Annotated in this window: 28 protein-coding genes; 13 read left to right on the top strand and 15 right to left on the bottom strand. The window is 70.6% G+C overall.

The features are described 5' to 3' along the window. Positions 1 to 371 precede the first annotated feature (371 nt). Positions 372 to 1,295, bottom strand: a complete 924-nt coding sequence (locus tag ACMCNK_RS08695; RefSeq protein WP_412735887.1) for a GNAT family N-acetyltransferase — start codon at positions 1,293 to 1,295, stop codon at positions 372 to 374. Positions 1,296 to 1,749: 454 nt separating this feature from the next. Beyond that, positions 1,750 to 2,853, bottom strand: coding sequence for a phospho-N-acetylmuramoyl-pentapeptide-transferase (gene mraY, locus ACMCNK_RS08690; RefSeq protein ID WP_412735886.1), 1,104 nt, complete (start codon positions 2,851 to 2,853; stop codon positions 1,750 to 1,752). A gap of 311 nt (positions 2,854 to 3,164) precedes the next feature. Here mraY and ACMCNK_RS08685 point away from each other — a divergent pair, with 311 nt between their 5' ends. Then, positions 3,165 to 4,289, top strand: coding sequence for a GH12 family glycosyl hydrolase domain-containing protein (locus tag ACMCNK_RS08685; protein ID WP_412735885.1), 1,125 nt, complete (start codon positions 3,165 to 3,167; stop codon positions 4,287 to 4,289). A 135-nt stretch (positions 4,290 to 4,424) separates the two neighbouring features. Here ACMCNK_RS08685 and ACMCNK_RS08680 read toward each other — a convergent pair whose 3' ends face one another. From ACMCNK_RS08680 to ACMCNK_RS08655, 6 genes are all read right to left on the bottom strand, one after another. Continuing rightward, positions 4,425 to 4,700, bottom strand: a complete 276-nt coding sequence (locus tag ACMCNK_RS08680; RefSeq protein WP_412735884.1) for a hypothetical protein — start codon at positions 4,698 to 4,700, stop codon at positions 4,425 to 4,427. A gap of 33 nt (positions 4,701 to 4,733) precedes the next feature. Next, on the bottom strand, positions 4,734 to 5,267 hold the full coding sequence (locus ACMCNK_RS08675; RefSeq protein ID WP_412735883.1) for a hypothetical protein: 534 nt from the start codon (positions 5,265 to 5,267) through the stop codon (positions 4,734 to 4,736). A 145-nt stretch (positions 5,268 to 5,412) separates the two neighbouring features. After that, a complete protein-coding gene (locus ACMCNK_RS08670) occupies positions 5,413 to 6,114 on the bottom strand; it encodes a DUF3592 domain-containing protein (RefSeq protein WP_412735882.1) in 702 nt (233 codons plus the stop codon). 301 nt (positions 6,115 to 6,415) lie between these two features. Beyond that, positions 6,416 to 7,486, bottom strand: a complete 1,071-nt coding sequence (locus tag ACMCNK_RS08665; RefSeq protein WP_412735881.1) for an AAA family ATPase — start codon at positions 7,484 to 7,486, stop codon at positions 6,416 to 6,418. Further along, positions 7,483 to 8,106: a nicotinamide riboside transporter PnuC gene (pnuC, locus tag ACMCNK_RS08660; RefSeq protein ID WP_412735880.1), complete on the bottom strand. Its 624-nt coding sequence runs from the start codon at positions 8,104 to 8,106 to the stop codon at positions 7,483 to 7,485. Before pnuC ends, ACMCNK_RS08665 begins: the two co-directional genes overlap by 4 nt. Before the next feature lie 208 nt (positions 8,107 to 8,314). After that, entirely contained in the window at positions 8,315 to 9,550 is a 1,236-nt protein-coding gene (locus ACMCNK_RS08655; RefSeq protein WP_412735879.1) for a fibronectin type III domain-containing protein, read from the bottom strand. A 284-nt stretch (positions 9,551 to 9,834) separates the two neighbouring features. Here ACMCNK_RS08655 and ACMCNK_RS08650 point away from each other — a divergent pair, with 284 nt between their 5' ends. Continuing rightward, positions 9,835 to 11,169, top strand: a complete 1,335-nt coding sequence (locus tag ACMCNK_RS08650) for a cytochrome P450 (RefSeq protein ID WP_412735878.1) — start codon at positions 9,835 to 9,837, stop codon at positions 11,167 to 11,169. Positions 11,170 to 11,212: 43 nt separating this feature from the next. Here ACMCNK_RS08650 and ACMCNK_RS08645 read toward each other — a convergent pair whose 3' ends face one another. Beyond that, positions 11,213 to 12,688, bottom strand: a complete 1,476-nt coding sequence (locus ACMCNK_RS08645) for an ANTAR domain-containing protein (RefSeq protein WP_412735877.1) — start codon at positions 12,686 to 12,688, stop codon at positions 11,213 to 11,215. Next, positions 12,591 to 13,064, bottom strand: a complete 474-nt coding sequence (locus ACMCNK_RS08640) for an anti-sigma factor antagonist (protein WP_412735876.1) — start codon at positions 13,062 to 13,064, stop codon at positions 12,591 to 12,593. Before ACMCNK_RS08640 ends, ACMCNK_RS08645 begins: the two co-directional genes overlap by 98 nt. Positions 13,065 to 13,283: 219 nt before the next feature. Here ACMCNK_RS08640 and ACMCNK_RS08635 point away from each other — a divergent pair, with 219 nt between their 5' ends. After that, positions 13,284 to 14,675, top strand: coding sequence for a TrkH family potassium uptake protein (locus ACMCNK_RS08635; protein ID WP_412735875.1), 1,392 nt, complete (start codon positions 13,284 to 13,286; stop codon positions 14,673 to 14,675). Continuing rightward, a complete protein-coding gene (locus ACMCNK_RS08630) occupies positions 14,668 to 15,336 on the top strand; it encodes a potassium channel family protein (RefSeq protein WP_412735874.1) in 669 nt (222 codons plus the stop codon). The genes ACMCNK_RS08635 and ACMCNK_RS08630 overlap by 8 nt, the downstream gene beginning before the upstream one ends. 51 nt (positions 15,337 to 15,387) lie before the next feature. Here ACMCNK_RS08630 and ACMCNK_RS08625 read toward each other — a convergent pair whose 3' ends face one another. Both ACMCNK_RS08625 and ACMCNK_RS08620 read right to left on the bottom strand, forming a co-directional pair. Further along, the gene (locus ACMCNK_RS08625; RefSeq protein WP_412735873.1) at positions 15,388 to 15,804 is read right to left on the bottom strand and encodes an SHOCT domain-containing protein; all 417 of its coding nucleotides are present in this window, start codon (positions 15,802 to 15,804) and stop codon (positions 15,388 to 15,390) included. A 103-nt stretch (positions 15,805 to 15,907) separates the two neighbouring features. After that, a complete protein-coding gene (locus ACMCNK_RS08620) occupies positions 15,908 to 16,453 on the bottom strand; it encodes an Lrp/AsnC family transcriptional regulator (protein WP_412735872.1) in 546 nt (181 codons plus the stop codon). A 57-nt stretch (positions 16,454 to 16,510) separates the two neighbouring features. Between ACMCNK_RS08620 and pdhA the strand changes: the two genes are divergently transcribed. The 5 genes from pdhA (at position 16,511) to ACMCNK_RS08595 (ending at position 22,284) form a co-directional block, all read left to right on the top strand. Beyond that, positions 16,511 to 17,599 carry a pyruvate dehydrogenase (acetyl-transferring) E1 component subunit alpha gene (gene pdhA, locus ACMCNK_RS08615; protein WP_412735871.1) on the top strand — a complete coding sequence of 363 codons (1,089 nt, stop codon included), beginning with the start codon at positions 16,511 to 16,513 and terminating at the stop codon, positions 17,597 to 17,599. Further along, positions 17,599 to 18,615: an alpha-ketoacid dehydrogenase subunit beta gene (locus ACMCNK_RS08610; RefSeq protein WP_412735870.1), complete on the top strand. Its 1,017-nt coding sequence runs from the start codon at positions 17,599 to 17,601 to the stop codon at positions 18,613 to 18,615. The genes pdhA and ACMCNK_RS08610 overlap by 1 nt, the downstream gene beginning before the upstream one ends. Continuing rightward, positions 18,615 to 19,922 carry a dihydrolipoamide acetyltransferase family protein gene (locus tag ACMCNK_RS08605; protein WP_412735869.1) on the top strand — a complete coding sequence of 436 codons (1,308 nt, stop codon included), beginning with the start codon at positions 18,615 to 18,617 and terminating at the stop codon, positions 19,920 to 19,922. The genes ACMCNK_RS08610 and ACMCNK_RS08605 overlap by 1 nt, the downstream gene beginning before the upstream one ends. Continuing rightward, positions 19,919 to 20,626 (top strand): biotin/lipoate A/B protein ligase family protein, encoded by a 708-nt coding sequence (locus tag ACMCNK_RS08600; RefSeq protein ID WP_412735868.1) that lies wholly within the window; start codon positions 19,919 to 19,921, stop codon positions 20,624 to 20,626. Before ACMCNK_RS08605 ends, ACMCNK_RS08600 begins: the two co-directional genes overlap by 4 nt. Before the next feature lie 77 nt (positions 20,627 to 20,703). After that, positions 20,704 to 22,284 (top strand): diguanylate cyclase, encoded by a 1,581-nt coding sequence (locus tag ACMCNK_RS08595; RefSeq protein ID WP_412735867.1) that lies wholly within the window; start codon positions 20,704 to 20,706, stop codon positions 22,282 to 22,284. A 67-nt stretch (positions 22,285 to 22,351) separates the two neighbouring features. On the opposite strand, the gene ACMCNK_RS08590 is transcribed toward ACMCNK_RS08595, so the two are convergent. Continuing rightward, on the bottom strand, positions 22,352 to 23,017 hold the full coding sequence (locus ACMCNK_RS08590) for a TetR family transcriptional regulator (RefSeq protein ID WP_412735866.1): 666 nt from the start codon (positions 23,015 to 23,017) through the stop codon (positions 22,352 to 22,354). Between the two features lie 87 nt (positions 23,018 to 23,104). On the opposite strand from ACMCNK_RS08590, the gene ACMCNK_RS08585 reads away from it, so the two are divergent. Together ACMCNK_RS08585 and ACMCNK_RS08580 are read left to right on the top strand one after the other, a co-directional pair. Next, the gene (locus tag ACMCNK_RS08585; protein WP_412735865.1) at positions 23,105 to 23,260 is read left to right on the top strand and encodes a hypothetical protein; all 156 of its coding nucleotides are present in this window, start codon (positions 23,105 to 23,107) and stop codon (positions 23,258 to 23,260) included. Between the two features lie 16 nt (positions 23,261 to 23,276). Next, positions 23,277 to 23,543: a hypothetical protein gene (locus ACMCNK_RS08580; RefSeq protein WP_412735864.1), complete on the top strand. Its 267-nt coding sequence runs from the start codon at positions 23,277 to 23,279 to the stop codon at positions 23,541 to 23,543. An 11-nt stretch (positions 23,544 to 23,554) separates the two neighbouring features. On the opposite strand, the gene ACMCNK_RS08575 is transcribed toward ACMCNK_RS08580, so the two are convergent. Both ACMCNK_RS08575 and ACMCNK_RS08570 read right to left on the bottom strand, forming a co-directional pair. Further along, positions 23,555 to 24,148, bottom strand: a complete 594-nt coding sequence (locus ACMCNK_RS08575) for a hypothetical protein (RefSeq protein ID WP_412735863.1) — start codon at positions 24,146 to 24,148, stop codon at positions 23,555 to 23,557. A gap of 48 nt (positions 24,149 to 24,196) precedes the next feature. After that, positions 24,197 to 24,415: a hypothetical protein gene (locus ACMCNK_RS08570; protein ID WP_412735862.1), complete on the bottom strand. Its 219-nt coding sequence runs from the start codon at positions 24,413 to 24,415 to the stop codon at positions 24,197 to 24,199. 236 nt (positions 24,416 to 24,651) lie between these two features. Between ACMCNK_RS08570 and ACMCNK_RS08565 the strand changes: the two genes are divergently transcribed. Both ACMCNK_RS08565 and ACMCNK_RS08560 read left to right on the top strand, forming a co-directional pair. Continuing rightward, entirely contained in the window at positions 24,652 to 25,857 is a 1,206-nt protein-coding gene (locus tag ACMCNK_RS08565; RefSeq protein WP_412735861.1) for an acyltransferase family protein, read from the top strand. Continuing rightward, positions 25,854 to 26,543, top strand: coding sequence for a DUF4232 domain-containing protein (locus ACMCNK_RS08560; protein WP_412735860.1), 690 nt, complete (start codon positions 25,854 to 25,856; stop codon positions 26,541 to 26,543). The genes ACMCNK_RS08565 and ACMCNK_RS08560 overlap by 4 nt, the downstream gene beginning before the upstream one ends. The last annotated feature ends 7 nt before the right edge of the window (positions 26,544 to 26,550 follow it).

Here is a 26,550-nt window from a genome sequence, read left to right as displayed (position 1 = left end):
CTCACGCCACACAAGGGGCAAGGTCGCCCGCCAAGCGACGCCGCGCGCCACAGCTGGCCCCATTCGCCGTCGAAGGCCGAGGCGACCTCGACCGTTGCTGCCTCGTGCGTCTCGACCACCGCTGGCCCATATGCGTTGAGGTACACGTGCGCGAGCGCGGGGATGTCGTCGCGCACCAGGGGCCGCACCGATACGCCCGCTGGGAATTTCTGATCATGCGTGATGACGTCTGCGACGGCGGCCGTGTAGTAGACGAGCACCTGATCATTGTGAAACCCATTGCTAGATCTCGTCGACTCAGACCTTGGGAACCTTGGACCGGCAGTCCGCAAGATGATTACCCTCCACGGCCGGACTACCGCCCCCAGAGGTCAGCGCGGTACCGCGGGCGCCCGCCGATAGGTGACCGTCCGTCCGGCGTCGCGGAAACCGATCCGGTGATAGAGCGCGCGGGCGACCGGGTAGGCCGCGTCGCCGCGCGGGCACACCACGGCGCGGGTCGCCCCGGCATCGCGCATCGCGTGCAGACAGGCCAGGCTGACGGCGGCGCCGAGACCGCGCCGGGCGTACCGCGGGTCGGTGCCGACCGGCTCCAGCAGAGCCACTCGGTTCACCTCGTCGTACCAGCCGAGCGCCGAGGCCGTCAGGATGCCGTCCGGCGCCTCGACGACTTGGTCCAGGTCCGACCGGTACGGCCAGGTCGCTGCGATCGTCTGGTAGCGCGTGGTCGTCATGCCCGACTCGCCGTCGCCCAGGTCGACCGGCGGCACCTGCAACTGGCCGAGCCACGTGGGGCGCCACGCGGCCCGGTGCACCGCAGCCCGCTCGGCCATCTCGTCGGCCCGGATCGCGCGTACCCGGAAGCCGCTGGGCAGACGCGGAGCCGGTAGATCGTCGTCCAGGTCACGCAGGCAGTGCCGGAAGAACGGCTCATCCACCTCGCGGTACCCGGCCGCGCGCAAGGCGGCGCTCAGGTGGGTGTCGGAGTCCATCACGGTGACCGACTGCCCCACCTCACCTGCTGTCGCGTCGAACCAGGCCAGCACCGCGTCCACCAGGTTCGGCGGGGCGTGAAGTTCGAGACGCCAGGGAGGACTGAGCCAGGCCCAGGCCGCGACCTCGCCGTCGGGGTCGGGCCACAGGGCCACCGTCCGCTCCGGCAGCGACGGGCGCTGCCAGGCCAGGTCACCGATGTGCCAGTGGCTGTCCGCAGTCCAGGTCCGCTGGACGGCGCGTTGCATGCCGATCAAGTCATCGGCGCCGCCGAAGACCCGGACGTCACCGGTCAGACGCACGCCGAGCCCTTCGGCGGCGCACCGGCGTGACGGAAGGACGACGAGGTCACGACGGGGGGCACCGGATTTCTCACCACCCGATTGTGCGTCCACAACCCTGTGCTGCCAGGAAGCAACGCCAGTGACGAACCTGGGCTTCAGGAATCCCGGTCGGGATCGATCAGGGCGGCGCGGCGCTGCGTACGCAACGACAGTCATGGCAATGGCGTTGCTGTGCACCCTCCACTAACCCGCGCCCGGACGGGCCGACGGTCGTCCTGCGGCTGAACGACCCCGCTGGAGGGGGAGCAGGAGCGCGAGCAATTCGGCAGGGTCGGTATTCCCACGCGTATCAGAGACGGACCGGTTATAGGGCCATGGAAGCGCTGCTGACGGCGATGCGTCCCCGGTAGGGAGGAATCAGGCTGCCCCGGCGGTTCACGTCTGTGGCATGACACAGGCTTGTCGCGTGGCGTTATCCCACGGCCGCCAAGAAGTCCGAGTAGAACACGACCAGGCCGATCGCTACGCAGATCCCGGCCACGATCCAGAACCGGACCACGATGTTGACCTCGCTCCAACCGGCCAGCTCGAAGTGGTGGTGCAGCGGCGTCATCCGGAACACCCGCTTGCCGGTGGTCTTGAACGAGATGATCTGGATGACCACGGACATCGTGACGATCACGAACAGGCCGCCGATGATGACCGACAGCAGCGTGGTCCGGGTCGCCACGGCCAGTCCGCCGATCAGCCCACCCAGCCCGAGCGCGCCGGTATCACCCATGATGATCCGCGCGGGCGAGGTGTTCCACCACAGGAAGCCCACACACGCGGCTGCCGCGGCAGCCGCGATCATCGCGATCTCCAACGGATCTCGCACCTGGTAGCAGTACTCGTTGACCCGGGCGTAGTCGACGTCGCCACACCAGTGCCGGTACTGCCAGAAGCCGATCAGCGCGTACGCCCCGAGCACCAGGATGGACGCTCCGGTGGCCAGGCCGTCGAGGCCGTCAGCGAGGTTCACGCCGTTCGACATCGACATGATCACGAAGACGAAGACCAGCACCGAACCGATCTTGCCTACGTCCAGCCAACTGAGGTCCCGGATGAACGAGATGTGTTCGCTGGCCACGGTTTCGCCGTTGGTGCTGGGCACGTACAGCGCAGCGATGCCGAAGCCGCCGCCGACGATCAACTGGCCGAGCAGCTTGCCCTTCGCGCTCAGCCCGTCCGAGTTGCGCCTGCGTACCTTGAGGAAGTCGTCGAGGAAGCCGACCACGCCGCAGAAGAGAAACAGCCCGAGCAGCACCAACGCCGTCATGGTCGGGCGTTCTTGGGCGATCTGACGTTCCGGCAAGGTGGTCAGGGCAACGTGCCCGGCCGCGTACGCGACGATGGTGGCCACGATGAACGCCACCCCACCCATCGTGGGCGTGCCCTTCTTGCCCTGGTGGGTCGCCGGCCCGAGGACACGGATCGGCTGCCCGGCCTTCAATGCGGTGAAGACCCGGATCGCGAACGGCGTGCCGAACAGCGAGACGATGAAGGCGACCGCCGCCGCGACGATGACTGCCCTCACGGGCGAGCCTCCACGAGATCCGGATTTCTCGTTGCTGTCAGAGGGTGCCGGACGTCGTATTCGGAAAGCCCATCAAGCATCCAGACCGGCGCCTGACGTGCCGACCGGAGCCGGCCGTGCAGATGGTCTTTCGCGCAATCATCGATCACGGGACACGAGCTTGCCATCCGGTAGCAAGCGGAGCAGCCCTCGGCGGCTCGCGCCGGAAACCGTTTGGCAACACTCTTTTCACATCCGTCGATCTGCGTTAGCGTGTTGGGAGCGCTCCCATCCCCCTTCGTCCCAGGGAGTCCCCCACCGCTAGGAGTGTCATGAGACATGCCCTCCGCGCCGCCCTCACCGCCTGCCTGCTCGCCGCCGGTTCACTGACCGCGATCGCCCTCGCGCTGCCGGCACGGGCCGACACCCAGATCTGCGAACAGTTCGGCTCCACGACCGTCGGCGGCCGATACGTCGTGATGAACAACCGCTGGGGCACCACCGCCGAACAGTGCATCACCGTCACCGCGACCGGCTTCGCCATCGCCAGCCAGCAGGGCGTCGGCAACACCAGCGGCGCTCCGGTGTCGTACCCGGCGATCTACTATGGCTGCCACTACACCAACTGCTCGCCGGGCACGAACCTCCCGCTGCGGGTGGACCAGATCACCAGCGCGACCAGCAGCATCGAGTACGGCTTCGTCAGCGGCGCCACATACGACGCCGCGTACGACATCTGGCTCGACCCGACGCCGAAGACCGACGGCGTGAACCAGCAGGAGATCATGATCTGGTTCAACCGCCAGGGCGCCATCCAGCCGATCGGATCCGTCGTCGGCACCGCCACGATCGGCGGCCACACGTGGGAGGTCTGGCGCGGCAGCAACGGCCAGAACGAGGTCATCAGCTACGTCGCCCCGGCCCCGATCACCACCCTGGGATTCAGCGTGCTGGACTTCATCACCGACGTACGCACTCGGGGCGCCATCACCAGCGCCTGGTATCTGACCAGCATCCAGGCCGGGTTCGAGCCGTGGATCGGCGGCACCGGGCTTGCGGTCAAGTCCTTCTCGGCCTCAGTGAACGGTGGCGGTAGCACGCCACCCACCACCCCGCCCACCACGCCACCCACCGGTGGAACGGGCTGCACCGTCGCCTACCAGACGAATGTCTGGCCGGGCGGTTTCACCGCCACCGTCACCGTGACCAACACCGGCGCCGCGGCGATAGACGGCTGGTCGCTGGGCTTCGGCCTGCCCGCCGGACAGGCCGTCACCCAGGCATGGAACGCGACCCTGTCCGCCACCAGCGGGGCGATCACCGCGCGCAACCTGTCCTACAACGGCAGCGTCTCCGCCGGTGGCAGCCAATCATTCGGGTTCCAGGGCACCTACACCGGTGCCTTCGCCACCCCGGCGGCGTTCACCCTCAACGGCGCCGTCTGCGCCAACGGCTGACGACGGCGCGTACCACGGCAACGACATGACCGGTTCGCCGGCGGCGCGCCACTCGTCGAGGTCACCGCCGCCGGCGATGTCGCGACCGGAATCCACGTTGATTCAGAAGATCCGGCAGTTACCGACGCCGTACCGTCAGATTTGGACCTGGCGGCGGATCTCGCGGGCCAGCGTGGCCTGGCTGTGGTTGTTGACGGCGAGGATGCCGTTCTCGGCCATGACGGCGTGGAATTGCTGCAAGTGGGATGGCACGCCCGGTGGCATGGGCGCCAGGTGCCAATGCAGGTGCGCGTTGCCTTGCCGGCTACCGAGGCTCATCGAGTACATGCGCTCGGTGGGCACGGTCGCCGTTTTGGCCCGCGCGACGGCGTGCACGACATGCTGGAAGCGAAGGAACTCCGGCGGTTCCATGTCGTGCACCCGGGGCAGTTGTCGATGATCCGGCTACGAGGAGCCTTCAGGTTCCCACACGAATTCCTCGACGTAGCCGACGACCTCACGGTCGCGGTCGTGTCGCTGCCAGTCGTCGTACCCGTCGTGCACCGCGATGCGCAGCCGCTCGAGTGACATCGGGTCGAAGAAGAGGGTGGAACGGGAGCCGATACGGAACTCGGCGCAACGCACGACCCCCCGATCGGCGTCTGCAGGGTCGTTGACGGCGTATCGGATGCGGGTGATGGGTGGATCCGCGCCCGAATCGATGAAGAAGAGGCTGGTGAGTGAGGCGGTGGCGAACTCGTCGTCTTCGCGCTCGAGCGTCGCCGGCATGGTGATCTCATCGACCATGCGCAGGGTGAGTGAGCCTTCGTTCTCGGAGCCGTCGATACGGAGGAACCGGTCATCCAGGTGCAGATAGGCGGTACCCCCGAGCGGCCGGAACTCCGGTGTTCCGTACGCCGTCTCGATGTATCCGGGCACAAGCACGTCGTGCACGCGGGCGCCGTCAAGTTCGTTCAGCAGGTCGTGCAGGGCGCCCATGGTGTTCCTCGGTTCCTGTGTGACGTTGTGGCCGTCCAGCCGAGTGTTGGCGTCCGTCCAGTGCCGACCTGGACGGTGACGATGCGACCATGGACCATGCTGACGTGGTCCGTCCAGTATCGGGAGCAGGCGGGACGCGGGTGGCTTACGCCCGGCGGAGCCATGCCCGGGTCAACAGGCCGACGCCGATGGCGAGGCCGAGCAGCCGCCGCAGCAGGGCGACCGCGCCGATGAGGCTGACGACCGTACCGACGCCGGCGAACAGCATCCAGAAATGCCCCTCCTGCCCGCCGGTCACCGTGGCGTTGTCCGGGTCCACCGGGTTGTACGCCACGTCCGTCGTCTCGCCGATGGTCGGTCGTGATCCGCTCAAGAGCCTGCCGGGGAGCGTGTGCTGCTGTCCGGACCGGTCGTTGTAGCGGTAGATCGCCCGGTACTGATAGTCGCTGTTCATGGTGACGTCCATGACCGTCGCGGTGGTGGTCACCCATCCCGGTCCGGTCTTCGGGCGCGCCACGGCCCAGCCGGCGAGAACGAACGCCAGCCCGAAGACCAGCAGGAAAAGCGACGTGGCCAGTCCGATCCGGCGTCGTCCGCGGACCATCATCGCCGCACCGGCCAGCGCAGCGCCGGTGGTCAACCGCGGACCCGCCACCGCGAGGCTGCCCTGGGCGGGTGTGCTCGCGAAGGCCGGCTGTGCGCTCGGGAAGGCCGGCTGGGCGGGGGAGGGGACCGGTGGCCGGAACGACGTCTCGCCGGTCCACCGCTGCCCGTCCCACCATCGGTCCCCGCCGCCGCCGCCGTACGGGTCGGGATACCAGCCGGCAGGAGGCATCGGTGCGGTCAACGAAACCTCCTGAGAGCAGTGCGAATCGGTCAACGCGTACCGCCGGTGCCGTAACCCGGCAGGCCCGGAGCCGGAGCGCGGGCGGGTGTGATCCCGTGGGTCGGTGAGACGAACCAGATCGGTCGCCGGTGGCCCGGTCTGAGCTTTCCGGGCCTCCCGACCGAGGCTGGGCCGTCGACGGTCCTACACCTCGGTCCGGCAGCGGACGTCCAGGTCACGACAGCCGGTCGACACCGGGACCTCGGACAGCGGCTCGACCTCCGGCGCGGCCCAGCGCCGCGCCTCACCCGCCGTCACCTTCTCAAGGTTTCGGGCTGATCGGGGGCGCCCAGGACCAACCCCGCGCGAGCAGCGCATCACAAGCGGTCACTGCGGCGCGGAGCCGGTCCGGATAGCTTCCGGTCAACGCCCGATGGGGTACGTCCTGAGCGGCCAGCGTCTCGACGAAACGACGCGTCATCCAGGGCCGGACGCCCTGCCCGTCGCGCAGCCCGTCGTCGACGAACGGCACCCGCTCGTGGTCGGTGAGCAGGTAGAGATGCGGGGGACGGACCAGCGCGCGGACCGCCGGCGAGGCACTGCCCAGGTAACGTTCCTCCCACACGGTGGTGGCCAGCGCGTCGGTGTCGCCGAACAGGATCGGCGAGCCGGCGCGAGCCGCCTCGTCCTCGGCCGCGTTCTGGGCCTGCGCCACGGTCACGAAGTCGGCCCGGTCCCAGGTGACGTGCTCGACACGTGCATCCGGGTCCGCCGCGCGCAGTGCGGCCAGTTTGCGTTCCGTGAGCTCGCGGCCGTACTCGGGCACCCATCGGGTGTGCGCCCAGACGCCGCCGCGCAGCCGGAAGTGGTGGGCGAGGGCACGAGCCAGCGTGGTGGTGCCGGTGGACTCGGCACCCACCACGATCACCCGGCGGGTCAGCCAGGACCGTACGCCCGGGCCGAGCTGCGACCAGTGCGCGACCGGGTCGGCGCGGATCGCCGTGCCGGAGACCGGCAGCGCGTCGCGCCGGACCGTGACCGCCACGGCCCCGAACCGCCGGGCCAGCTCGGCACCGTACGGTTCCCCGGAGAACACCGCGTCGACGTGGTCGGCGCCGACGGCCGCCCGGAACACCGCCATGTGCAGGTCCCACACGGCCGGGTCGCCGTAGTCCACGGGGTGGTCGTCGTAGCTGCCGACGATCCGGACGTGGGGTGGGTGTGCCGCCCGCAGCCAGTCCACCCGCAGTTCCAGGGGCAACGACTCGCGCGTCGAGGGCGCGACGACCACGGTGACCCGGTCGCAGGCCGCCGCTGCGGCGTCGATCAGGGCGTGATGGCCGGCGTGCGGCGGATAGAACTTGCCGATCACCAGGCCGTGGCGGTACGTCATGCGGGCACCGCCGCCCGCGCCGGCAGGGCCGCACGCCAGGCGCGCAGGCCGAGTACGCACAGGGTCAGGAACGCGACGTACAGGATCGCGGTGAGCCAGAGCCCCTTGTATGCGTACAGCGGGATGTAGATGAGGTCGGCGGCGATCCACAGCCACCAGTTCTCCACCAGCTTGCGGGTCTGGCCGTACGTGGCGAGCAGTGACAACGCGGTCGTGACCGCGTCTGCGAGCGGGACTGTCGAGCCGGTGAACCGGCCCAGGAACCACCACAGTGCGGCGCTCAGTGCGGCTCCGGAAAGACCGAGCGCGGTCCATTCACCGCGGGTGGTGGCGCGTACGGTCAGCGGGTTGTGCTGGTCACCGCCGTAGAGCCACGCCCACCAGCCGTACAGGCCGAGGATGATGTAGACGACCTGCAGGCCGGCGTCCGCATAGAGCCCGGCCGACCAGAAGACCACCATCAGCAGCACCACGTTGAGGATGCCGATCGGCCAGTTGAGGATGTGCTGGCGTACCAGCAGCCAGACGGTGAGCAGACCCGTCGCGAAGCCGAGCAGCTCCGCCCAGGTGGTAGGCGCTCCGAATGCGGTGAACGCGGTGGTCAACAGCCAGTCGATCATGACATCAGCATCCTGGTCGATGCCGCCGTCAGGCAAGCTGGTGCGGTTCCCCGGTGACGCGTCGGCGAGAAACCGGGGAAGCCGGCGTGGCGCGGATAGGCCGGCGGGCGCCACGGCGATACGACCGCAACCGCGCCGAGCCGAGGAACCGCTCGATGTTCCGTAGCGGCTTGAGGGGTCTCGGTCGAGACCCCTCGAGCGTGCGCGGTCAGGCCGTCGTGGGGCGAGGCTTCCGGCGCCGGGTGGTGAAGACCGCGAAGCCGCCGGCCGTCACGGTCGCCAGGCCGAACAGCGCCAGCGCGGTGACCGGTGAGCCGGTGACCGGTAGGCCGGTGCCCGCGGCGGCGATGGTGACCGGCAACGCCAGGTAGCGGACCCGGCCGTTCGGGCTGGTGCCGGTGGCGACGAACGTGTGCTCACCCTTGTACGTGGCCGGGATCGTCACGGTGGCGGAGAACGAGCCGTTCGCGGCCACCACCGGGCGTGCCAGCACCCGCGGCGCCGAATAGAGCGCCACCTCCACCGTGGTGCCCGGCTTGAACCCATGGCCGGACACCGTGATGTGGCTTCCGGCGGCCGGCGTCTCACCCCGGGCCACATCGGACGCCAGGGTGGGAGCGTTCGTCGGAGGCTGCGGCGGCGTCGTCGGCACGCCGGTCGGGACTCCGGTGGCGACGGCGCTCGACGGGGACGTGCCACCCAGCCCGGTCGCGGTCACCGTCACCCGGTAGGTCACCGCGGCCGACAGGTCCTTGATCGTGCAGGAGAGGGACTTCGCGGACTCGTGGCAGGTTCCGCCCGGGCTGACGCCGTCTGTCGCCACCGCGGTCGCGGTGAAGCTGGTCGCGAACTGCACTTTGTCCCAGCTCACGGTAAGCGTGCCGCGCCCGGCCGTCACCGTGGTGATCGTCGGGGCGTCCGGTGCCGGGGGAGTGCCGCCGGCCGTGACAGGTCCGGCGGCGAAGGCGGGAGCTGACTGCTCGACGCCGTTCATGGCCACCGCGTAGACCTCGTATTCCGCGCCGGGGTCGAGGTCGCGGCTGATCGTGCACCCCAACCGGTCGCCGGGCTCGGAGGTGGGCTGGAAGCACCCGAAGCCCGGATCCGTGGACCCGGGGGGCCTGGCGTAGGCCGCGTAGTGGACGCTCGGGGAAGCGCCCACGAGCGGGTCCCAGCTGACGTGGATGCCCTGGGATGCGGTCTCGGCCCGGACGTTGGTCGGCGCGGCCAGCCCGTCCGCGCGGGCGCTCCGGTTCCCGGCCCACATCTGCGCGGCGCCGACGCTCGCAACGTCCGCTGCGGCAGGGGCTGCCGGCAGCCCGAACGCCGTGACGCACGCGAGAACCGCGGCAGCGCGCCGCAGACGACGGTGAGGTTTCCGTGACCCGAGCCGCTGTCGCATGAGTCCCCCGATCGGCAGGATCTGGTGCTCAGATGAGCCCACAGGGACCACGTTAGCCACATGTAGGACCGAAACTTGACAAATGCCATGAAATAGCCGATCCAGCGGTTTCATGAACGAACCTCGCATCAGTTGCCCGCTGATCTGGTGCGGCGCGTGCGGCCGGGTCATCGGTACCGGTGTTCGGCGAGGCGGACGAAGGAGCGCACGCGGCTCAGTAGGCTGTCTCGCGTGGTGGTCCGCGACCTGCCCTGCCGTCAGGCCGTACGGGCATGCAACGGCAGCCGGGCTTGCCCGGCACCGAGCCGCCCGGTCGACGATGGTGGGTGAGCGAGACGGACGGGAAGGCGCGAGGCGGCGATTCGGTCATCGGCTTCCGCCCCAGACGGATGTGGAGCTGGGTCACGCGGCGCTTGGCGGTGCGGGCGTTCGGCGGCGGCGTGGACCTGTCCGACCTGTCCCGGCTGCCGGACTCCGTGCTGTGGCCGTTGCGCCGCGACGGCCTGGATCCGGTCCCGGAGCTGTCACGTCGCCGCGAGCAGGAGCCGGTCAGCCCGTTGCCGCTGCCGTTCGGGGTGCGGGCGTGGCTGGTCACCGGCTACGACGAGGTCAAGGCGGTCCTCGGGCACGTCGACGGGTTCAGCAACGACTTCGCCAACCTCGCCGGGATCGGTGCGCGCCACGACCCGGGCGGGCTGGGTTTCGCGGACCCGCCGGTGCACACCCGGCTACGCCGCCTGCTCGCTCCGGAATTCACGATGCGGCGGTTGCGCCGCCTCGCGCCGCGCATCCAGACCATTGTCGACGAGGTGCTCGACGCGATCGAGCCCGGCGACGCCCCAGTGGACCTGTGGCGATCGTTCGCGCTGCCGATACCGTCGCTGACGATCTGCGAGCTGCTCGGTGTGCCGTACGGCGAACGCGAGCATTTTCAGCGGCTGGCCACCGCCCGATTCGATCTGACCGGCGCCGCCGGCGGCTCGTTGACCGCGATGAGCGAGTCGCTGTCGTACCTGAGCGACCTGGTCACCCGGCAGCGCCAGGCGCCCGGCGACGGGCTGCTCGGCATGCTCATCCGCGAGCACGGCGACGCCGTCGACGATCGGGAGCTCGCCGGGCTGGCCGACGGCCTGCTCACCGGAGGCCTGGAGACCACGGCGAGCATGCTCGCGCTCGGCGCGCTGGTCATCGCCCGCGAACCGCGCGCGAAACGCCTGCTCACCGGCGTCGACCCCGGCGACCACGGCTCTGTCGGCGGCGGTCCGGCGGGCCCGTTCGTCGAAGAACTGCTGCGCTACCTGAGCGTGGTGCAGGTCGCGTTCCCCCGGTGCGCCGTTCGCGACATCCAGCTCGGCAACGTACGGATCGCCGCCGGCGACTTCGTGGCGTGCTCGCTGAGCGCGGCCAACCGCGCCGACGTCTTCGGCGCCGATCCGCAGGCTTTCGACCCGGCCCGGCCGGCCCGCCCGCATCTGGCCTTCGGCCACGGCGCCCACCGCTGCATCGGCGCAGAGCTGGCCCGCATGGAACTGCACGCGGCCTACCCGGCGTTGGTCCGCCGGTTCCCCCGCATGCGCCTGGCGATCGACCCCGGGCAGCTGTCGTTCCGGGACGCCTCCATCGTCTTCGGGTTGCAGGCGCTGCCCGTCCTGGTGACCTGACGGAGGCGTTCACCCCCACGTGGGCTGTCGCCGACGGCCTCGGCTACTTCGGCAATTCGCCGGTTTCTGCCAGTTGCTGGGCGACGTCAGCGAGTTTGCGGTTCAGCCGCTGGGACACGCGCCGCAGCAGGTCGAAGGCGGCGCCCGCGGGCAGGCGCTGGCGTTCCATCAGAATGCCCTTGGCCTGCCCGATGACGTCGCGGGTGCTCAGTCCTCGATGGAGGGCGGCTTCGCGCCGGTCGACCTCGTCGCGGCGATGGGCCATGGCGACGGTGACGGACACGTACGCGGCCAGGATCGACGTGAACTCCTGGTCTTCATCGCTGAATGCGTCGGCGGTGGCACCGTAGAGGGTGAACGCACCGAGCGCCGACCACTGGGCCCGCTGGTGGACGAACAAGCCCTGCGACAGGGCGCTGGCCGCGCCGAGCTGCGCGGCGGTGGCGGCCAGCACCGGCCAGCGCGACGATTCGGCCAGCTCGGGCGCGTACGCCGCGTTCATGGTGTTCATGGCTTCCGGACCGGGGCCGATCCCGGTGGCGAACTGGATGTCGTCGAGTTCGGCGGCGACCGGGGAGGTGGTCACCTGATCGACGACCTGTTCATGGCGGTACAGGGTGATACTGGCCCAGTCGCACCCGGCCACCGCATCGACGGTGAACTTCAGGACCTGCGGGAGCATCTCGCTGAGATCGTCGGAGCCGCACAGCTGGCGGGCGAGCTGGGCGAAGCTGGCCACCAGCATCGGCCCGTACACCTGCGGTCCCCACGTCACCGCGGCGCGGGCCCGATCCTGCGCGGCAGCATGCCGGCCGGCGGCGGCGCTCTCGCGTTGACGCGCGTCGTGGGCGCGCCGGCGCGCGTACACGTCCGGAACTCGCGGCGCTCGGTGGCCGGCTCGTCGCCGCTGCTCGACACCGCGCTCCCGGTCCATCGACTCGCGCTCACGGTCGTCGGCCTGGCGTTCGCGCGCGCCCGCGGCCTCATCGCGCTGGTCGGCGACGTCGTCGCGTTGATCAGCCCGGTTGTCGCGTTCGGCGGCGACGAAGTTGCGCCGATCGGCCAGCCATGCGTTCTCCTCGGCGTCGAGCGTCTCCCCGGCCTGCTTGGCCGCGGCGGCCCGATCCCGGGTGGCGCTGCGGCGTGCGGCGCCTGCCTGGACCCGGGCGGCGGCCTCCCGGGCGCGTCCGAGCTCCGCCTCGGCCCGCTGCACCGCCGCTTCGGCGCGGTCCAGCGCTGCCTGCGTCGCGGCCTGCTCCGCCGCATCGTCCGCGTCGCCGGCCGAGGTGGCGTCCGTGAGCCAGGCGGTCTCCCGCCGGTCCAGCGTCTGGTCCTGCCGATCGGCGAGCGCTTCCCGTTCGTCGGCCAGCGCTTCGCGTTCGTTGGCCAGCCGTTCGCGTTCGTCGGCCAGCCGTTCGCGCTCATCCGCGCCGGCTTCCCACAGATCGGCGCGTCTGACCTGCTCTTGCAGCGGAACACTGCGGTCCGGCGACGCCGCCTGCCCTCCCGTTTCGGTCATCGGCATTCCCTCCGGAATCGGCGTCCAGCGCGCTGCAGGCGACGGTCTCCTCCACGCCCAGCAGACCGAATACCCGCGCCGGCATGCCGTGCAACCCGTCGACGCGCAGATCTCGGCCGCGCGATCTCGCCGCCACCCACGCGCGGATGATCAGACCGGTGCTCTGGGCATCGATGAAACGCACACCTGACAGGTCGAGCACGATCGTGGCGGCGGCGCCGGACTCTGCGACTCGCCGCAGGCACTCGCGCCACTCCGGGACCGTCGACAGGTCCAACTCGCCGGTCACATCGACAACGATGCGACCATCGACGTGCCGTTTCGTCCAACCAAAACGGTGCGGCCCGCAGACCTCACCATAGGATATTCCGGACACCAGCCATCCCCTCCCCGAGGATTGGCTGGATCATCAACCAACGGTCATTCTTACCCCTCACCCCGCCCCTGGCAAACCAGGCAGTCCGGGCCACTTCATGAGTACGGTCGGGGCGCGGCCACCTGGCAGCGCCGGGGACATGATCGCCGTCGGCGCGCGGTGTCCGGTTGATTTCCGGGTTCGGGCCGGTGCCGTCGAATCGGCGTAGATCATGATCTGATGGTGGTCCGGTGGCTGCCGGCATTCCGGTCGGGGCGGGCTCGTCGGCTGCGGCTGAGGCTGTGGGATGTCGTACGGCATCCGGCCCGGCTGGTGGTCCTCGGCTTCGCCGTGGCGGTGCTGGCGGGGTCGGCCCTGCTGTTGCTGCCGGTCGCCACGGAGAGCGGGCGGAGCGCGCCGATGGTGACGGCGGTGTTCACCGCCACCTCGGCGGTGTGCGTGACGGGGCTGGTCGTCGTCGACACCGGCACGTACTGGTCGGGATTCGGCGAGGCGGTGATCCTGGGCCTGATCCAGATCGGCGGGTTCGGGATCATGACGCTCGCGTCGCTGCTCGGCTTGCTGGTGGCGCGGCGCCTGCGGATGCGGATGCAGTTGGGTGCGCAGGCGGAAACCAAGGCGATCGGGATCGGAGAGGTACGCCGGGTCGTACTCGGCGTGCTCCGGGTGAGCCTGATCGTGGAGGTGCTCGTGGCGGCGGTGCTGACGTGGCGGTTCGCGGACGGCTACGGCGAGCCGTGGGGCCGCGCCGCGTACCTGGGGGTGTTCCACTCGGTGTCGGCGTTCAACAACGCCGGCTTCGGCCTGTTCTCCGACAGCCTGATGCGCTTCGTCGCCGACCCCTTCGTGTGCCTGCCCATCGACGCGGCGGTGATCATCGGCGGGCTCGGCTTCCCGGTGCTGTTCGAGTTGCGCCGGGAGCTGCGTACACCGCGGAGCTGGTCGCTCCACACCAAGATCACGGTGGGGACGACGGCTGGGCTGCTCGCCGCCGGGTGGGTGGCGATCAGCGTCGCGGAGTGGTCGAACCCGGGCACCCTCGGCGCCCTTGGACCGGGTGGCAAACTGCTGGCCGGGTTCACCACCGCGGTGATGCCCCGTACCGCCGGTTTCAACAGCCTCGACGTCGCCCAGTTCACCGACGTCACCCTGCTCGTACACGATGTGCTGATGTTCATCGGCGGCGGCAGCGCCGGCACCGCCGGCGGCATCAAGGTCACCACGTTCGCATTGCTCGCCCTGGTGGTCCTCGCGGAGATCCGCGGCAACCCGAGTGTGCACGCGCTCGGCCGCCGGCTGCCCGCGGACGTGCAACGGCAAGCGCTGACGGTCGCGCTGCTCAGCATGACCACCGTCACCGCATCCACGGTCGCCCTGCTGGCGATGACTCCGTTCCGGCTGGACCAGGTGCTGTTCGAGGCCGTGTCGGCGTTCGCCACGGTCGGGCTGACCACCGGCATCACCGCGCAACTCGGCACATCGGGGCATGTCATCCTGATCGTGCTGATGTTCGTCGGCCGGCTCGGGCCCATCACCGCCGCCGCTGCCCTCGCGCTACGGGAGCGGACCCGCCGATACGAACGACCGGAGGAGCGACTCATCGTTGGCTAGGAGACCCGCCACCGTCAACCGCATCGCCGTGCTCGGCCTCGGCCGCTTCGGCGGCTCGCTGGCCCTCGCGCTGATGCGCCAGGGCTGGGAGGTCGTCGGCGTCGACGCCGACCCGTCGGTCGTGCAGGAATACGCCGACCAGCTCACCCACGCCGCGGTCGCGAACACCACCGACGAGGTGGCGATGCGCCAGCTCGGCGTGCAGGACATGGCGCACGCCGCCGTCGGCATCGGCATCAACCTGGAAGCCGGCATCCTGACCACCGGACTGCTTGCCGACCTCGGCGTCCCCAACATCTGGGCCAAGGCGATGAGCCACCGGCACGCCGCCATCCTGCAGCGAGTCGGTGCGCACCACGTCGTGCTGCCGGAGCATGAGATGGGCGAACGCGTCGCCCATCTCGTCACCGGGCACAACCTCAACTTCATCGAATTCGAGGACGACTACGCCATCGTCCAGACCCACGCTCCGGCGGAGGCGTTCGACAGGACGCTCGCCGACGCGGCGCTGCGCGCCAAGTACGGCGTCACCGTCGTCTCCATCAAGCATCCCGGTGCGGAATTCACGTACGCCACCGCCGACACCACCGTCCACGCCGGCGACACCCTGATCGTGGCCGGCAGGACCCGTCAGGTCGAGGCGTTCGCCAGCCTGAGCTGACCGACCTGCGCCGACACAGCACATTCGGCATCCATCGCCGGCTGGCCGGCGTTATCCGACCAGCTGCGCGGTGCCTTTCCCGAGCGCATTGGCCTTCAGCTGCTCGTACTCGCTTGCGCTGATGGCGCCGGAGTCGAGCAGTGCCTTCGCCGATGCGATCTCGTCGGTGGCGCTGCCTTTGCCGTTCGACGCGGCGACCGACTTGATGTAGGCATCCTGCCGCTTCTGCATTTCGGCCTGGGTGGCGAGTGCCCGCTCGGTCATGCCGTTGCCGCGTGCCATCAGGTAGATCAACATGCCGAGCAGCGGCAGGAAGATGAGGAACAGCGACCACAGGGTCTTGGCCCCGCCACCGAGGTCCTTGCTCCGGAACAGATCTCCGAAGATCCAGAACAGGCCCATGAACCACGCGAGGAAGATGAAGAACTCGAAGACAGCCAGGAGGAACGAGCCGTTGTTGTCGAACACGGTGGGTGCCCTTCCGGATCGCCGCCGACGTCGTCGGCGGCACAGGGATCAGCGTCGCTCCATTGCACCGCGTTCGCGTCGCCCCGGCCTCATCCGCTGTGGGCTACTTCTCCTCCTCCCACGTCGCCGCGGCCGTCGGCGGCTCGAACTCCTCGAAGACCAGCAGGGTCCGCGTATTGACCACCTCGGGCATGCCCTGGATCTCGTCGAGCACGAGGCGGCGCAGGTCGGTGTTGTCCTTTGCCCGGACCAGCATGATGACGTCGAAGTCGCCGCCGACCAGGGCGATGTGCACGACGCCCGGCAGGGTCCGCAGCCGTTCGCCGACGATGCGCCATTCGGCCTGGCGCAGGTTGACCGTGACGTACGCCGACGTGCCCATCCCGGCGGCGACGTGGTTGACGTCGGCGCGGAAGCCTCTGATCACGTCCGTCTCCCGCAGCCGCTGCACGCGGGCGTACGCGTTGGCCCGGGAGATGTGCAGCGTCTCGGCGAGGGTACGGATCGACATGCGGCCGTCGCGGTTGAGTTCGACGAGAATCTGCCGGTCGATGTCGTCGAGTGTGCTGGCCACCTGTCTTGATCTCCCCTCTCCGGGTGGGACGCCCGCGGGACGTTTGGCCTCCGAAAGCCCCGGTTTGAACGCCATCTTCTCGTTCTTTGCCGTAGTGTGGAACACGAATGGCGGCGGTCACACAATTCCTCCATGACATCTGACCCCCGTCGGCTGTTGCCGTCCGAGGACCCGGTCACCCTGATCGATGCGCAGGGGCGGCCGGCCGACAGCTCGTACCCCGTCCCGGACGATGCGGACCTGCTGCGGTCGCTCGGGGCTCTGATCACCGCCCGCCGGCTCAACGACCAGGCGTACGCGCTGGTCCGGCAGGGCCGCCTGGCCGTCTACCCGTCCTCGCACGGCCAGGAGGCCTGCCAGGTCGCGGCGGCGCAGGTTCTCGACACCGGCGACTGGCTGTTCCCGACCTACCGGGACACCGTCGCGGCCGTGGTCAAAGGCGTCGACCCGGTCGAGGCGCTGAGCCTGCTCAAGGGCGACTGGCACTGCGGCTACGACCCGTACGAGCACCGGGTCGCCCCGCACGCGACGCCGCTGGCCACCCAGTTGCCGCACGCCGTCGGCGTCGCCCACGCGGCCCGGCTGCGCGGCGAACCGACCGTCGTCATGGCGATGTGCGGCGACGGCGGCACCAGCGAGGGAGACTTCCACGAGGCACTGAACTTCGCCGCGGTCTTCCGGGCCCCGGTCGTCTTCTTCGTACAGAACAACGAGTACGCGATCAGCGTCCCGCTGTCGCGGCAGTCCGCGGCGCCGTCGCTGGCACACAAGGGCGTCGGCTACGGCATTCCCGGCGAGCGGGTCGACGGCAACGACATGGCCGCGCTGCTGTCCGTGCTCGGCGCGGCGGTCGACCGGGCCCGCGCCGGTGAGGGCCCGCAGCTCATCGAGGCGCACACGTACCGGATGCAGGCGCACACCAACGCCGACGACGCGACCCGTTACCGCGACGACGCCGACGTCGCGGCGTGGGTGCACCGCGATCCGATCACCCGGCTGCAGACCCACCTGCGCGACCGCGGCCTGCTCACCGACGAGGCCGAGACCCGCTTCACGGCCGAGGCCGAGCGGGTGGCCACCCACCTGCGCGACGGCCTCAACAAGGACATCACCCCCAACCCCGACGACCTTTTCGCGTACGTCTACGCGGAGCCCACACCGCAGCTGCGGGAGCAGGCGGCGCTGGTGGCCGACGAGCTGAGCCGAGAGGGAGCGCACTGATGACGGTTCTCGACACCCGGCCCGTACCGAAGACAGAGGTCCGCACGCTGTCGATGGCCCAGGCACTCAACCAGGCGCTGCGTGACGCGATGGCCGCCGACCCGACCGTGGTGATGTTCGGCGAGGACGTCGGCGCGCTCGGCGGCGTCTTCCGGATCACCGACGGGCTGACCGCGGAGTTCGGCGACGCGCGCTGCTTCGACACGCCGCTCGCCGAGTCGGGGATCGTCGGCATGGCCGTCGGCATGGCGATGAACGGTATGCGCCCGGTCGTGGAGATGCAGTTCGACGCGTTCGCCTACCCGGCGTTCGAGCAGATCGTCAGCCACGTCGCGAAGATGCGCAACCGCACCCGCGGCCGGGTCGCCCTGCCGATGGTGATCCGGGTGCCCTACGCCGGCGGCATCGGGGGCGTCGAGCACCACTGTGACTCGTCCGAGTCGTACTGGGCCCACACACCCGGCCTGCACGTGGTCGCACCGGCCACCCCGGCCGACGCGTACGCGCTGCTGCGCGACGCCGTCGACTCCCCGGACCCGGTCGTGTTCCTGGAGCCCAAGAAGCTGTACTGGAGCAAGCAGGAGGTCGAACTCCCGGTCCGGGCGCCCGGCATCGGCACGGCCGTGGTGCGCCGCGAGGGCACCGACGCCACGCTGATCGCGTACGGGCCGGCCGTGCCGGTCGCGCTGGAGGCCGCCGAGATCGCCGCCCGTGAGGGCCGCAGCCTCCAGGTCGTCGACCTGCGGTCGATCGTGCCGTTCGACGACGAGACCGTCTGCGCCGCGGTCCGGTCCACCGGCCGTGCCGTGGTGGTCGCCGAGGCGGCCGGGTTCGCCAGCGTCTCCTCGGAGATCGTCGCCCGGGTCACCGAGCGGTGCTTCCACTCCCTGGCCGCGCCGATCCGCCGGGTCGCCGGCTTCGACATCCCGTACCCGCCGCCGAAGCTGGAGCACTTCCAGCTGCCCGGCGTGGACCGGGTGCTCGACGCCGTCGACGACCTGCAGTGGGAGCAGTGATGGCCGCACAGACGTTCCGCCTGCCCGACCTCGGCGAAGGGCTCACCGAGGCGGAGATCGTGCAGTGGCTCGTGGCCGAGGGCGACGAGGTGGTCGTGGACCAGAGCATCGCCGAGGTGGAGACCGCGAAGTCGGTGGTCGAGGTGCCGTCGCCGTACGCGGGCCGGGTCGCGGTGCTGCACGCCGCGGCGGGTACCACGCTCGCGGTCGGCGAGCCGCTCATCACGGTCGAGGCGGTGGAACCGGCGGCCGCGGCGTACCGCGAGGAGGAGAAGGCCGGCTCCGGCAACGTCCTCATCGGGTACGGCACGTCGGGCGGCCCGGCCACGACCCGTCGCCGCCGCGCCCGTACCGTGGCTGCCGCGCATGGGGAGCCCGGAACGCAGCGGGTGCCGAAGGTCATCTCGCCGCTGGTCCGCAACCTGGCCCGCAGCAACGGCATCGACCTGCGTACGGTCGAGCCGACCGGCCTCGGCGGTGTGATCACCCGGGCGGACGTCGAGCGTGCGTTGGCCGGATCCGCGCCTGCCGCATCGGCGTCATCCGCGCCGCCTGTTGCGTCCGCGTCGCTCGCTGCCGTCGCGCCATCCACGTCGCCCGCTGCGGTCGAGTCCTCGGCGGCGGTCGCGGGGGAGCGGCGTACCCCGCTCAACGGGTTCCGCAAGGCCGTGACGGCCGCGCTGACCCGCAGCCGCGCCGAGATTCCCGAGGCCACCGTGTGGGTCGACGTGGACGCGACCAAGCTGTGGGAGCTGCGGGAGAGCAACCCCGCCGGCCCGGGGCTGCTCGCCTACATCGCCCGCTTCGTGGTCGCCGGTCTGCGCGAGTTTCCGGTGCTCAACGCCCGGTTCGACGCCGACCGGCAGGAGATCGTCGAGTTCGACCGCATCAACCTCGGCATCGCGGTGCAGGGCGACCGGGGCCTGGTGGTGCCGGCCGTGATCGGCGCGGACGCGATGACCACCACGCGGCTCGGCGAGGAGATCAAGCGGCTCACCGCCACGGCCCGTGAGGGGCGGGCGACCGCGCAGGAGCTGTCGGCCGGCACGTTCACGCTCAACAACTACGGCGGGTTCGGGGTCGACGGCAGCGCCGCGATCATTAACTATCCGCAGGTGGCGATTCTGGGCTTCGGCCGCATCCTGGATCGGCCGTGGGTGGTCGACGGGCAGCTCTGCGTCCGTAAGATCACGCAGATGAGCTTCGTGTTCGATCACCGTGTGTGCGACGGCGGGGTGGCGGCCGGCTTCATGCGCAGCGTCGCCGACGCGATCGAGAACCCGGCCTCGGCGATCGCCCGGCTGTGACGACGGTTCTCCTCGACGAGGAGACGGCGGGTGGCCCGGCGCACGATGTGGCGCTCGGGCCGCTGCTGCTGCGGCACGGCGTGGGAGAGGCCCGCGACATCCTGCGGATCTACTCGCCGGAGCCGACCGCGGCGTTCAGCCGCCGCGACACGCGGCGGCCGGGCTACCCCGCGGCGGCCGACGCGGTACGCCGCTTCGGCTTCGCGCCGGTGGTCCGCCCGCAGGGTGGCAGCCTCGCCGCCTACCACCAGGGCAGCGTGGTCGTCGATCACGTGCACCGGGCCGAGCAGGCGGCCCCCGACCCGGTCGCACGGTTCCGGCGGTTCGCCGAGATGCACGCCGAGCTGCTCGTGTGGCTCGGCGCTCCCGCGCGGATCGGCCCGGTCGCCGGCGAGTACTGCCCCGGCGAGTACAGCATCAACGCCGGCGGGATGAAGATCGTCGGCTCGGCGCAGCGGGTGACCCGCGACGGCTGGCTGTTCAGCACGGTCATCCAGGTCACCGGCTCGGGGCGTCTGCGCGAGGTACTGAACGGCGCATACCGTGAACTCGGCTACGACTTCGAGCCGGCCACCGTCGGCGCCGTGGACGACGTCGTGTCCGGCGTGACCGTGCAGGCGGTGACCGCGGCGGTCCGGGCGGCCTACGGCCTGACCGGACCGGTCGTGCCGGTCCCCGCGGCACTGCAGGCGGGATCGAGCTGACCGGCTGACCTCAGGGGTATCCGGCCGTGGCCGATGCTGACGGTGCCAAGTGGCGGCCGGTCGACGGAGGGGGACCCATGGGCTCGACGTCGATGCTGCCCGCGCCCATCCTGTCCGCAGGACCGCTGGCGCCGCTGCTGGCAGCCCACGTGCACGACCTCTACCTGCAGGCCAGCTACGACGAAGCCCTCGACATCGCCGACGAGTACGAGTGGATCGCCCTCGCGTTCCACGACCGCGCAACCGCCCGGGGCGTGTTGCAGGCCCGCCTCTATGTGCTCACCGAGATGGGCCGCAACACGGAGGCCGAGGCGTTCGGGCGGGCGTTGCTGGGCCGCGCGGTGTCCCGGGTTGCCCGGGCGAAGGCGAGCGCCGATCTGGCCGACGTACTGGTCCGGCTCGGGCGCCTGGAGGACGGCCTGCACCTGCTCGCGGTGGCCATGAACATTCTGGAGACGTGCCCGCGGGACTGGCGCTACTACTCCGCGATGTCCTCGGTCGTCGAGCCGGCCCGCTGGGTCGAACTGTACGAGCTGGCCGAGCAGGCGTCGGTCGCCGACCCGCGGTTGCTGGCGGATCCCGAGCGGCGCGCCATCCATGCGGGCCAGCGCGCCGAGTCGCTGCTCGAATGGGCGCTGCGGCTCGAACACGTCGGCCGCACCGAGGAGGCGGATCTTCGCTACCGGGAGGTGATCACGCTGATGCGGCCGTGGGCGGATCCGGCGGCGGCCGCCGAGTTCGGCGGGGACCACAGCCTGCGCGTCGCCAAGCTCGCGTGCGCGCTCGCGAAGACCGGGGAGGTCGCGCAGGCCCGCGAGCTGGCCGTCGCCGCGATCGCCGCCCTGCACGCCAAGGGACGCGGGTTCGACGCCCGGCTGGCCCACCTCGCGTACGGGGTGGCATTGCGCAGCACCGGCGACTACGAAGGGGCAGCCCGGGAGCTGATCATGGGCGAGCAGGTGTGCACGGATCCGGGCGCACGCGGACACCGGCAGATCTTCCAGTACGAGCTGGGCCTGCTGGCCGCCGAGTCGGCGCCGGGACCGGCCACCCAGCACCTGATGACCGCGTTGCGTGCCTGCGCGGAGCAGCTGTGGCGGCTGCGGCTCGACCGGGTGGCGATGCTGCGCCAGGCCCGCCGCCGGGTGCAGCTCGAGGCCGCCCACGCCCACGCGGACCGCGCCGCCCAGACCGACCCGCTGACCATGCTGGCGAACCGGCGAGGCTTCGACCGCCGGATGGCCGGTCTCGCCGACGACGCGACCACCGGACCGATGTGCCTGCTGCTCGTCGACCTCGACCGGTTCAAGCAGATCAACGACGGCTTCTCGCACGCCGTGGGCGACGCCGTCCTGCGCGAGATCGGCCACGTACTGCGCTCCGAGTGCCGGGCAACGGACCTGGCCGCCCGGTTCGGCGGCGACGAGTTCGGCGTCTTCCTCGGCACCGACATCGAGACCGCGGCCCGGGTCGCGGCGCGGATGCGGGCCGCGATCCGCGACCGCGAATGGCACCGGATCGCCGTTGGCCTGCAGGTCACGGTCAGCATGGGCCTGGCCGCGCTGGACGACGGCATGACCGGCGAGGCCCTTTTTGCCGCCGCGGACGAACAGCTCTACCGTGCCAAGCGCGCCGGGCGCGACCGGCTGGCCGCGTAGCGAACGCGGGCTCTGCCCTCAGGTGATTCGGGCGGGAACGTGGCGCCGCCATCCCTGCGCGCCGGTCTCACTCCGCGGTGGCCCATTGCCGGGCGCCCAGCAGGATCAGCCGCAGCTGCCGGCCGGCGGTGTCGATGACCCGCTGTTCGGCGTCGGCGGAGTCCGGCGGGGCGTCGAGCAGCGCCGCGGCGGTGAACACCATGTGGTTGACGATCAGGCCGGTGACCATCTGCAGGTCGGCGGCGATCCATCGGTCGAACTGGGGGCCGCCGCGCAGCTTGTCGCCGGCGAAGTCGGTGGCCAGCTCGGCGGCGAACAGGTCGAGCTGCTCGGCGATCGCCGCGCGGACGGCCGGCACGCCGCCGTGGCGCTCCCGGGCCACGAACCGGAAGTGCTCCCGGTCGTGGTGCACCTGGCGGGCGAGGACGGCTATCGACCGGTTGATCACCTCGTCGCTGGAGCTGAGCCCGTCGCGTACGGAGCGGATGGTGGCCCGCAGGCTGCCGAGGCACTCGTCGACGAGGGCCACGCCGAGGCTGCCGACGTCGGGGAAATGGCGGTAGAAGGCGGTTGGGGTGACACCCGCGGCGCGAGTGATCTCGCGCAGGCCGATGCTGCCCAGGCTTCGATGTTCCATCAGGGCGAGCGCCGCGTCGAGCAGCGCCTGCCTGGTGCGCGCCTTCTGCTCCGGCCGGGTGAGCCGGTCGGGGGGCGCCGGGTGGCGGTGGTTCATGTCACTCAGTAAACACCTGTCCACTGAGTTGGCAGCGGCCTATGGTGATTCAGTAAACAACTGTCAACTGAAGGGAGGGTGGCACTGATGGTGGCACTGATGGCGGCGATCGCGCTGATCGCCCTGGTCCTCGGCCCGTCTGTGCTCGTCGGACAGCCACTACTCATCGCGGTCGGTGCGGTGCTGGCCGCCGCGATTCTCCTCGGTGCCCGGCGCGCCGCGACGCTCGCCCAGCGTCGCTGATCCAGGAAGGATCGCCATGAATTTCATCAAACGCGTCGGCAGCCTCGACGACCGCGCAGTGGGTTCGCTGGCGCTGGGCGTGGCCGGCCTGTTCTTCTTCAACGTCCTGTTCGGCCCGATCGCCATCGTGCTCGGCGCGGTCACCGCTCGCCGCCACGGTGCGGGCACGCCCAGCCGCAACGCGGGCCTGATCGGAATCGTGCTCGGGGTGGCCGACCTGATCGTGCTGGCCGCCCTGATGGCCTCCCAGCTCCACCACGGCAGCGTGCTCTGGCACGTCTAGCACCACGGTCGTCAATGCCAGTCGACGGACTCCAGCACATCCACGACCATGACGGGTTCCCGGCCGAGGACCGCGGACAGTGCCAGCGCCTTGTCCAGCGCTGACGCGTAGCCGTTCGTGGAGAGCATCTCCACGGCGTTCGCGGCCGGCTGGGGTCTGACCGGCCGACCCGCGCGAGCCTGTGCGAGCCACGACGGATCGTGAGCGGCCCACACCGTCCGTACGGTCTGGAAGGCCACCATGGGCACCAGGCGGCGCGGGCCGTCGTCCGCCCGCGCCGCGCCGGCGAAGGTCGGCGCGGGGCTGCGCGGCCACTCGGCGATCAGGATGCCGTCGTGTACGACGGCCAGCTTCTCCAGCAACGACAGCGCGGTGTACCCGTGGGGTACGGCGTCGGCCACTGCGCGGTCGTCGTACGCCCCGTAGTCCTCCTCGGCCGGAAAGGCCCGGGTGTAGCCGGAGGCGTAGTACATCCGCTGGGTGCGGCGTTCGGTCAGGTCGAACGGGTCGAGCCCCCGGGCGGGCCAGTCCACGCGCAGACCCGTGACCGGCAACGCCGGGGCCGAATCGATGATCCACGCATGCGGGGCCGGGCTCGCTTCCATCCGTGATCACTCCTGGTCTCGTCGTGTGCCGATGGTCGTCGGGCGTACTCACACCGAAAAGCGCGCCCGCACGCCTTTCATGAGGGCGATGTCGTCCGGGACGAAGATCTCGCCCTCGCGGGCCGACCGGAATCTGCGCCATCGAAAGTCGTTGTCGTCCCAACCCCGGAGCGATGCGAACTCGGCGCCGTTCGGGAACGTCAGGGTGAGGCGCAGGTCGGCCCACCGGCCGGGTTCATACGTGTCGTCCAGCGGCGCGGCGACCACGCAGACCGTGGCATACCGGGCTCCCGAGCGACTGCCGAGCCTCGGCGGAGTGCTCGCGCCAGGAGCGTTCGGACATCCGCTGAGCGTACCCAGCGCGACGCTCGCGGGAATGAACCGCGGCGCCGGGGTGCACGTACTCAGGGCCGGACAGCAACAAGCTGCCCGTGAGGTGCTTCGAGCCCGGCCGGAATGAGCGGTCCGGTGCTTTTCGAGGCGTTGCACTCCAGGACGCGGGATTGACCAACCTCAGCTCGACGAAAGCCACCCGGGGACCGTCCTCCGGCGCGGCTCCCCACGCCGACGCCGCCCGCGTCGGCGGGCTGGAGGGACTTCGCGGTCTCGCGGCTGTATATGTGGTCGTCTTCCACTGCTGGCTGCTCAACTTCCCCGGGTTCCCGGCGAACACCGGTCCCGCGGCTCTCGGCTGGCTGATGTACGGCCGCCTGGCCGTCGTGTTCTTCCTCGCACTGTCCGGGTTCTCGCTCGCGCTGTCGCCGGCCGCGTCCGGTTGGCGGCTCGGCGGCCTCACCCGGTACGCGCGCCGGCGCGCGTGGCGCATTCTGCCCCCGTACTGGGCGGCGCTGGCCCTCAGCCTGGTGGTCGCCGCGCTGGTCGTCCCGGCGTCCCACTTCGGGCCGCCGACCCGCGACACCGTGATCGTCTACGGGCTGATGCTCCAGGACGTCGCGGTCGCGCCGACACCCAACGGGTCGTTCTGGTCGATTGCGGTCGAAGTCGAGTTGTATGCGATCTTTCCGCTGCTCCTGTTCCTGCGCCGACGGCTCGGCGTCGTCGCCGTCGCGGCCATCGCGGTGGTGCCCGTCGCCGCACTCGCCACGACGGTGCCCCACGGCACCCCGGTGGAGGGAGTCAATCTCCTGGCGCCGAATCTCGCTCCGGTCTTCGTCGCCGGCATGATCGCCGCCGGGGCGGTGTCCGGCCGGGGGAGAGACCGGCGCATGCCGTGGTCGTGGCTGAGTCTTCTGGCCGCCGTGCCGGTTCTCGCCGTGATCGTGATGCGCGGGTCCGTCTGGACGGTGAACCACTACTTCTGGATCGATCTGGCGGTTTCGCCGTCGATGGTGCTGTTCATCGTCGCGGTGGCCCTCGGCCGGCCGGCCATCGTGCGGCGCCTGCTCGACAGCAGGCCGCTGCGGGCGCTCGGAGCGATGTCCTTCAGCCTCTACCTCATCAACATGCCGATGATCATGGTGATCAGCCGGAAGGTCGCGAAACCGTACGTGGGAAGCGGCCTGCCGGCGTTCCTGGTCACGCTCCTGATCGGGGTACCGCTGTCGCTCCTGTGCGCGTGGCTGTTCGCGAAGGCGTTCGAGCAGCCCTTCCTGCGTTACCGATCGTGGCGCGACCTTCTCGCCGGTCTGCGCGCGCTCGTCGCCGCGTGCAGTCATGGGTTGTCCGGGGCGGGCAGACTTGGCCGGTGATCAGATCCCGGGCCCACCGCTTTGCTGTCCCGTTCGCCCTCGCAGCGCTGCTCGCGGGCTGTGCCCGGCCGGCGCCCTCCGCCGCTCCGGAGGCGCCGACGTCGCACGCGGTCCCGGCGCCCTCGCAGTCCGGGCGCCCGGTCCCCCCGGTGCACGCCGTGACGTGCCCGCCCGAGGGTGTCCGTATCGAGGCGGGCCAGGGGGACGCCGCGGCGGGGCTGCGAGTGCTCGACATCATGCTGGTCAACTGCGGGTCGCAGACCTACCGGCTGAACGGCTACCCCGCTGTGCATTCCCTCGACAAGGACCGGGCGGCGCTTAAGGTGCGGGTTCTGCACGGGGTCAAGGAGATCGTCGGGCCGAACCTGCCGTGGGACGGCCCGCCGAAGCCGGTGGTTCTGAAGCCGGGACAGCGGGCGGGCGCCGCCGTGGCCTGGCGCAACACCTACACCGACATCCGGAAACCACCGGTGACGGTGAAGCTCCTCGACATCGCCCCACTGGCCGGGCGACCGTCGCAGATCGTCGAACCGGACGGCGGCCTCGACCTGGGCAGTACCGGCCGGATCGGGATCAGCGCCTGGACCCCGCTCCCCGACACCGATGCCACGGCGTCCCCGTCCGGCCCGCCCGCCCCCGCGGCCTCCGCCTCGACACCGGTGGAAACCAGCGGTCCATTGCCGTGACGACCAC

This window comes from Krasilnikovia sp. MM14-A1259 (assembly GCF_047159535.1).
In the GTDB taxonomy this organism is placed as follows: Bacteria; Actinomycetota; Actinomycetes; order Mycobacteriales; family Micromonosporaceae; genus Actinoplanes.
Note: the sequence above shows the minus strand (reverse complement) of the source record. Positions and strands in the feature narration are given on the sequence as shown.

Excerpts from the sequence above, each read along its gene's own strand:
- ACMCNK_RS08685 (WP_412735885.1), top strand. The coding sequence starts at position 3,165 with ATGAGACATGCCCTCCGCGCCGCCCTCACCGCCTGCCTGCTCGCCGCC.
- ACMCNK_RS08680 (WP_412735884.1), bottom strand. The coding sequence starts at position 4,700 with ATGGAACCGCCGGAGTTCCTTCGCTTCCAGCATGTCGTGCACGCCGTC.
- ACMCNK_RS08675 (WP_412735883.1), bottom strand. The coding sequence starts at position 5,267 with ATGGGCGCCCTGCACGACCTGCTGAACGAACTTGACGGCGCCCGCGTG.
- ACMCNK_RS08665 (WP_412735881.1), bottom strand. The coding sequence starts at position 7,486 with ATGACGTACCGCCACGGCCTGGTGATCGGCAAGTTCTATCCGCCGCAC.
- pnuC (WP_412735880.1), bottom strand. The coding sequence starts at position 8,106 with ATGATCGACTGGCTGTTGACCACCGCGTTCACCGCATTCGGAGCGCCT.
- ACMCNK_RS08645 (WP_412735877.1), bottom strand. The coding sequence starts at position 12,688 with ATGACCGAAACGGGAGGGCAGGCGGCGTCGCCGGACCGCAGTGTTCCG.
- ACMCNK_RS08635 (WP_412735875.1), top strand. The coding sequence starts at position 13,284 with ATGGTGGTCCGGTGGCTGCCGGCATTCCGGTCGGGGCGGGCTCGTCGG.
- ACMCNK_RS08620 (WP_412735872.1), bottom strand. The coding sequence starts at position 16,453 with ATGGCGTTCAAACCGGGGCTTTCGGAGGCCAAACGTCCCGCGGGCGTC.
- pdhA (WP_412735871.1), top strand. The coding sequence starts at position 16,511 with ATGACATCTGACCCCCGTCGGCTGTTGCCGTCCGAGGACCCGGTCACC.
- ACMCNK_RS08610 (WP_412735870.1), top strand. The coding sequence starts at position 17,599 with ATGACGGTTCTCGACACCCGGCCCGTACCGAAGACAGAGGTCCGCACG.
- ACMCNK_RS08605 (WP_412735869.1), top strand. The coding sequence starts at position 18,615 with ATGGCCGCACAGACGTTCCGCCTGCCCGACCTCGGCGAAGGGCTCACC.
- ACMCNK_RS08595 (WP_412735867.1), top strand. The coding sequence starts at position 20,704 with ATGGGCTCGACGTCGATGCTGCCCGCGCCCATCCTGTCCGCAGGACCG.
- ACMCNK_RS08590 (WP_412735866.1), bottom strand. The coding sequence starts at position 23,017 with ATGAACCACCGCCACCCGGCGCCCCCCGACCGGCTCACCCGGCCGGAG.
- ACMCNK_RS08585 (WP_412735865.1), top strand. The coding sequence starts at position 23,105 with ATGGTGGCACTGATGGCGGCGATCGCGCTGATCGCCCTGGTCCTCGGC.
- ACMCNK_RS08580 (WP_412735864.1), top strand. The coding sequence starts at position 23,277 with ATGAATTTCATCAAACGCGTCGGCAGCCTCGACGACCGCGCAGTGGGT.
- ACMCNK_RS08575 (WP_412735863.1), bottom strand. The coding sequence starts at position 24,148 with ATGGAAGCGAGCCCGGCCCCGCATGCGTGGATCATCGATTCGGCCCCG.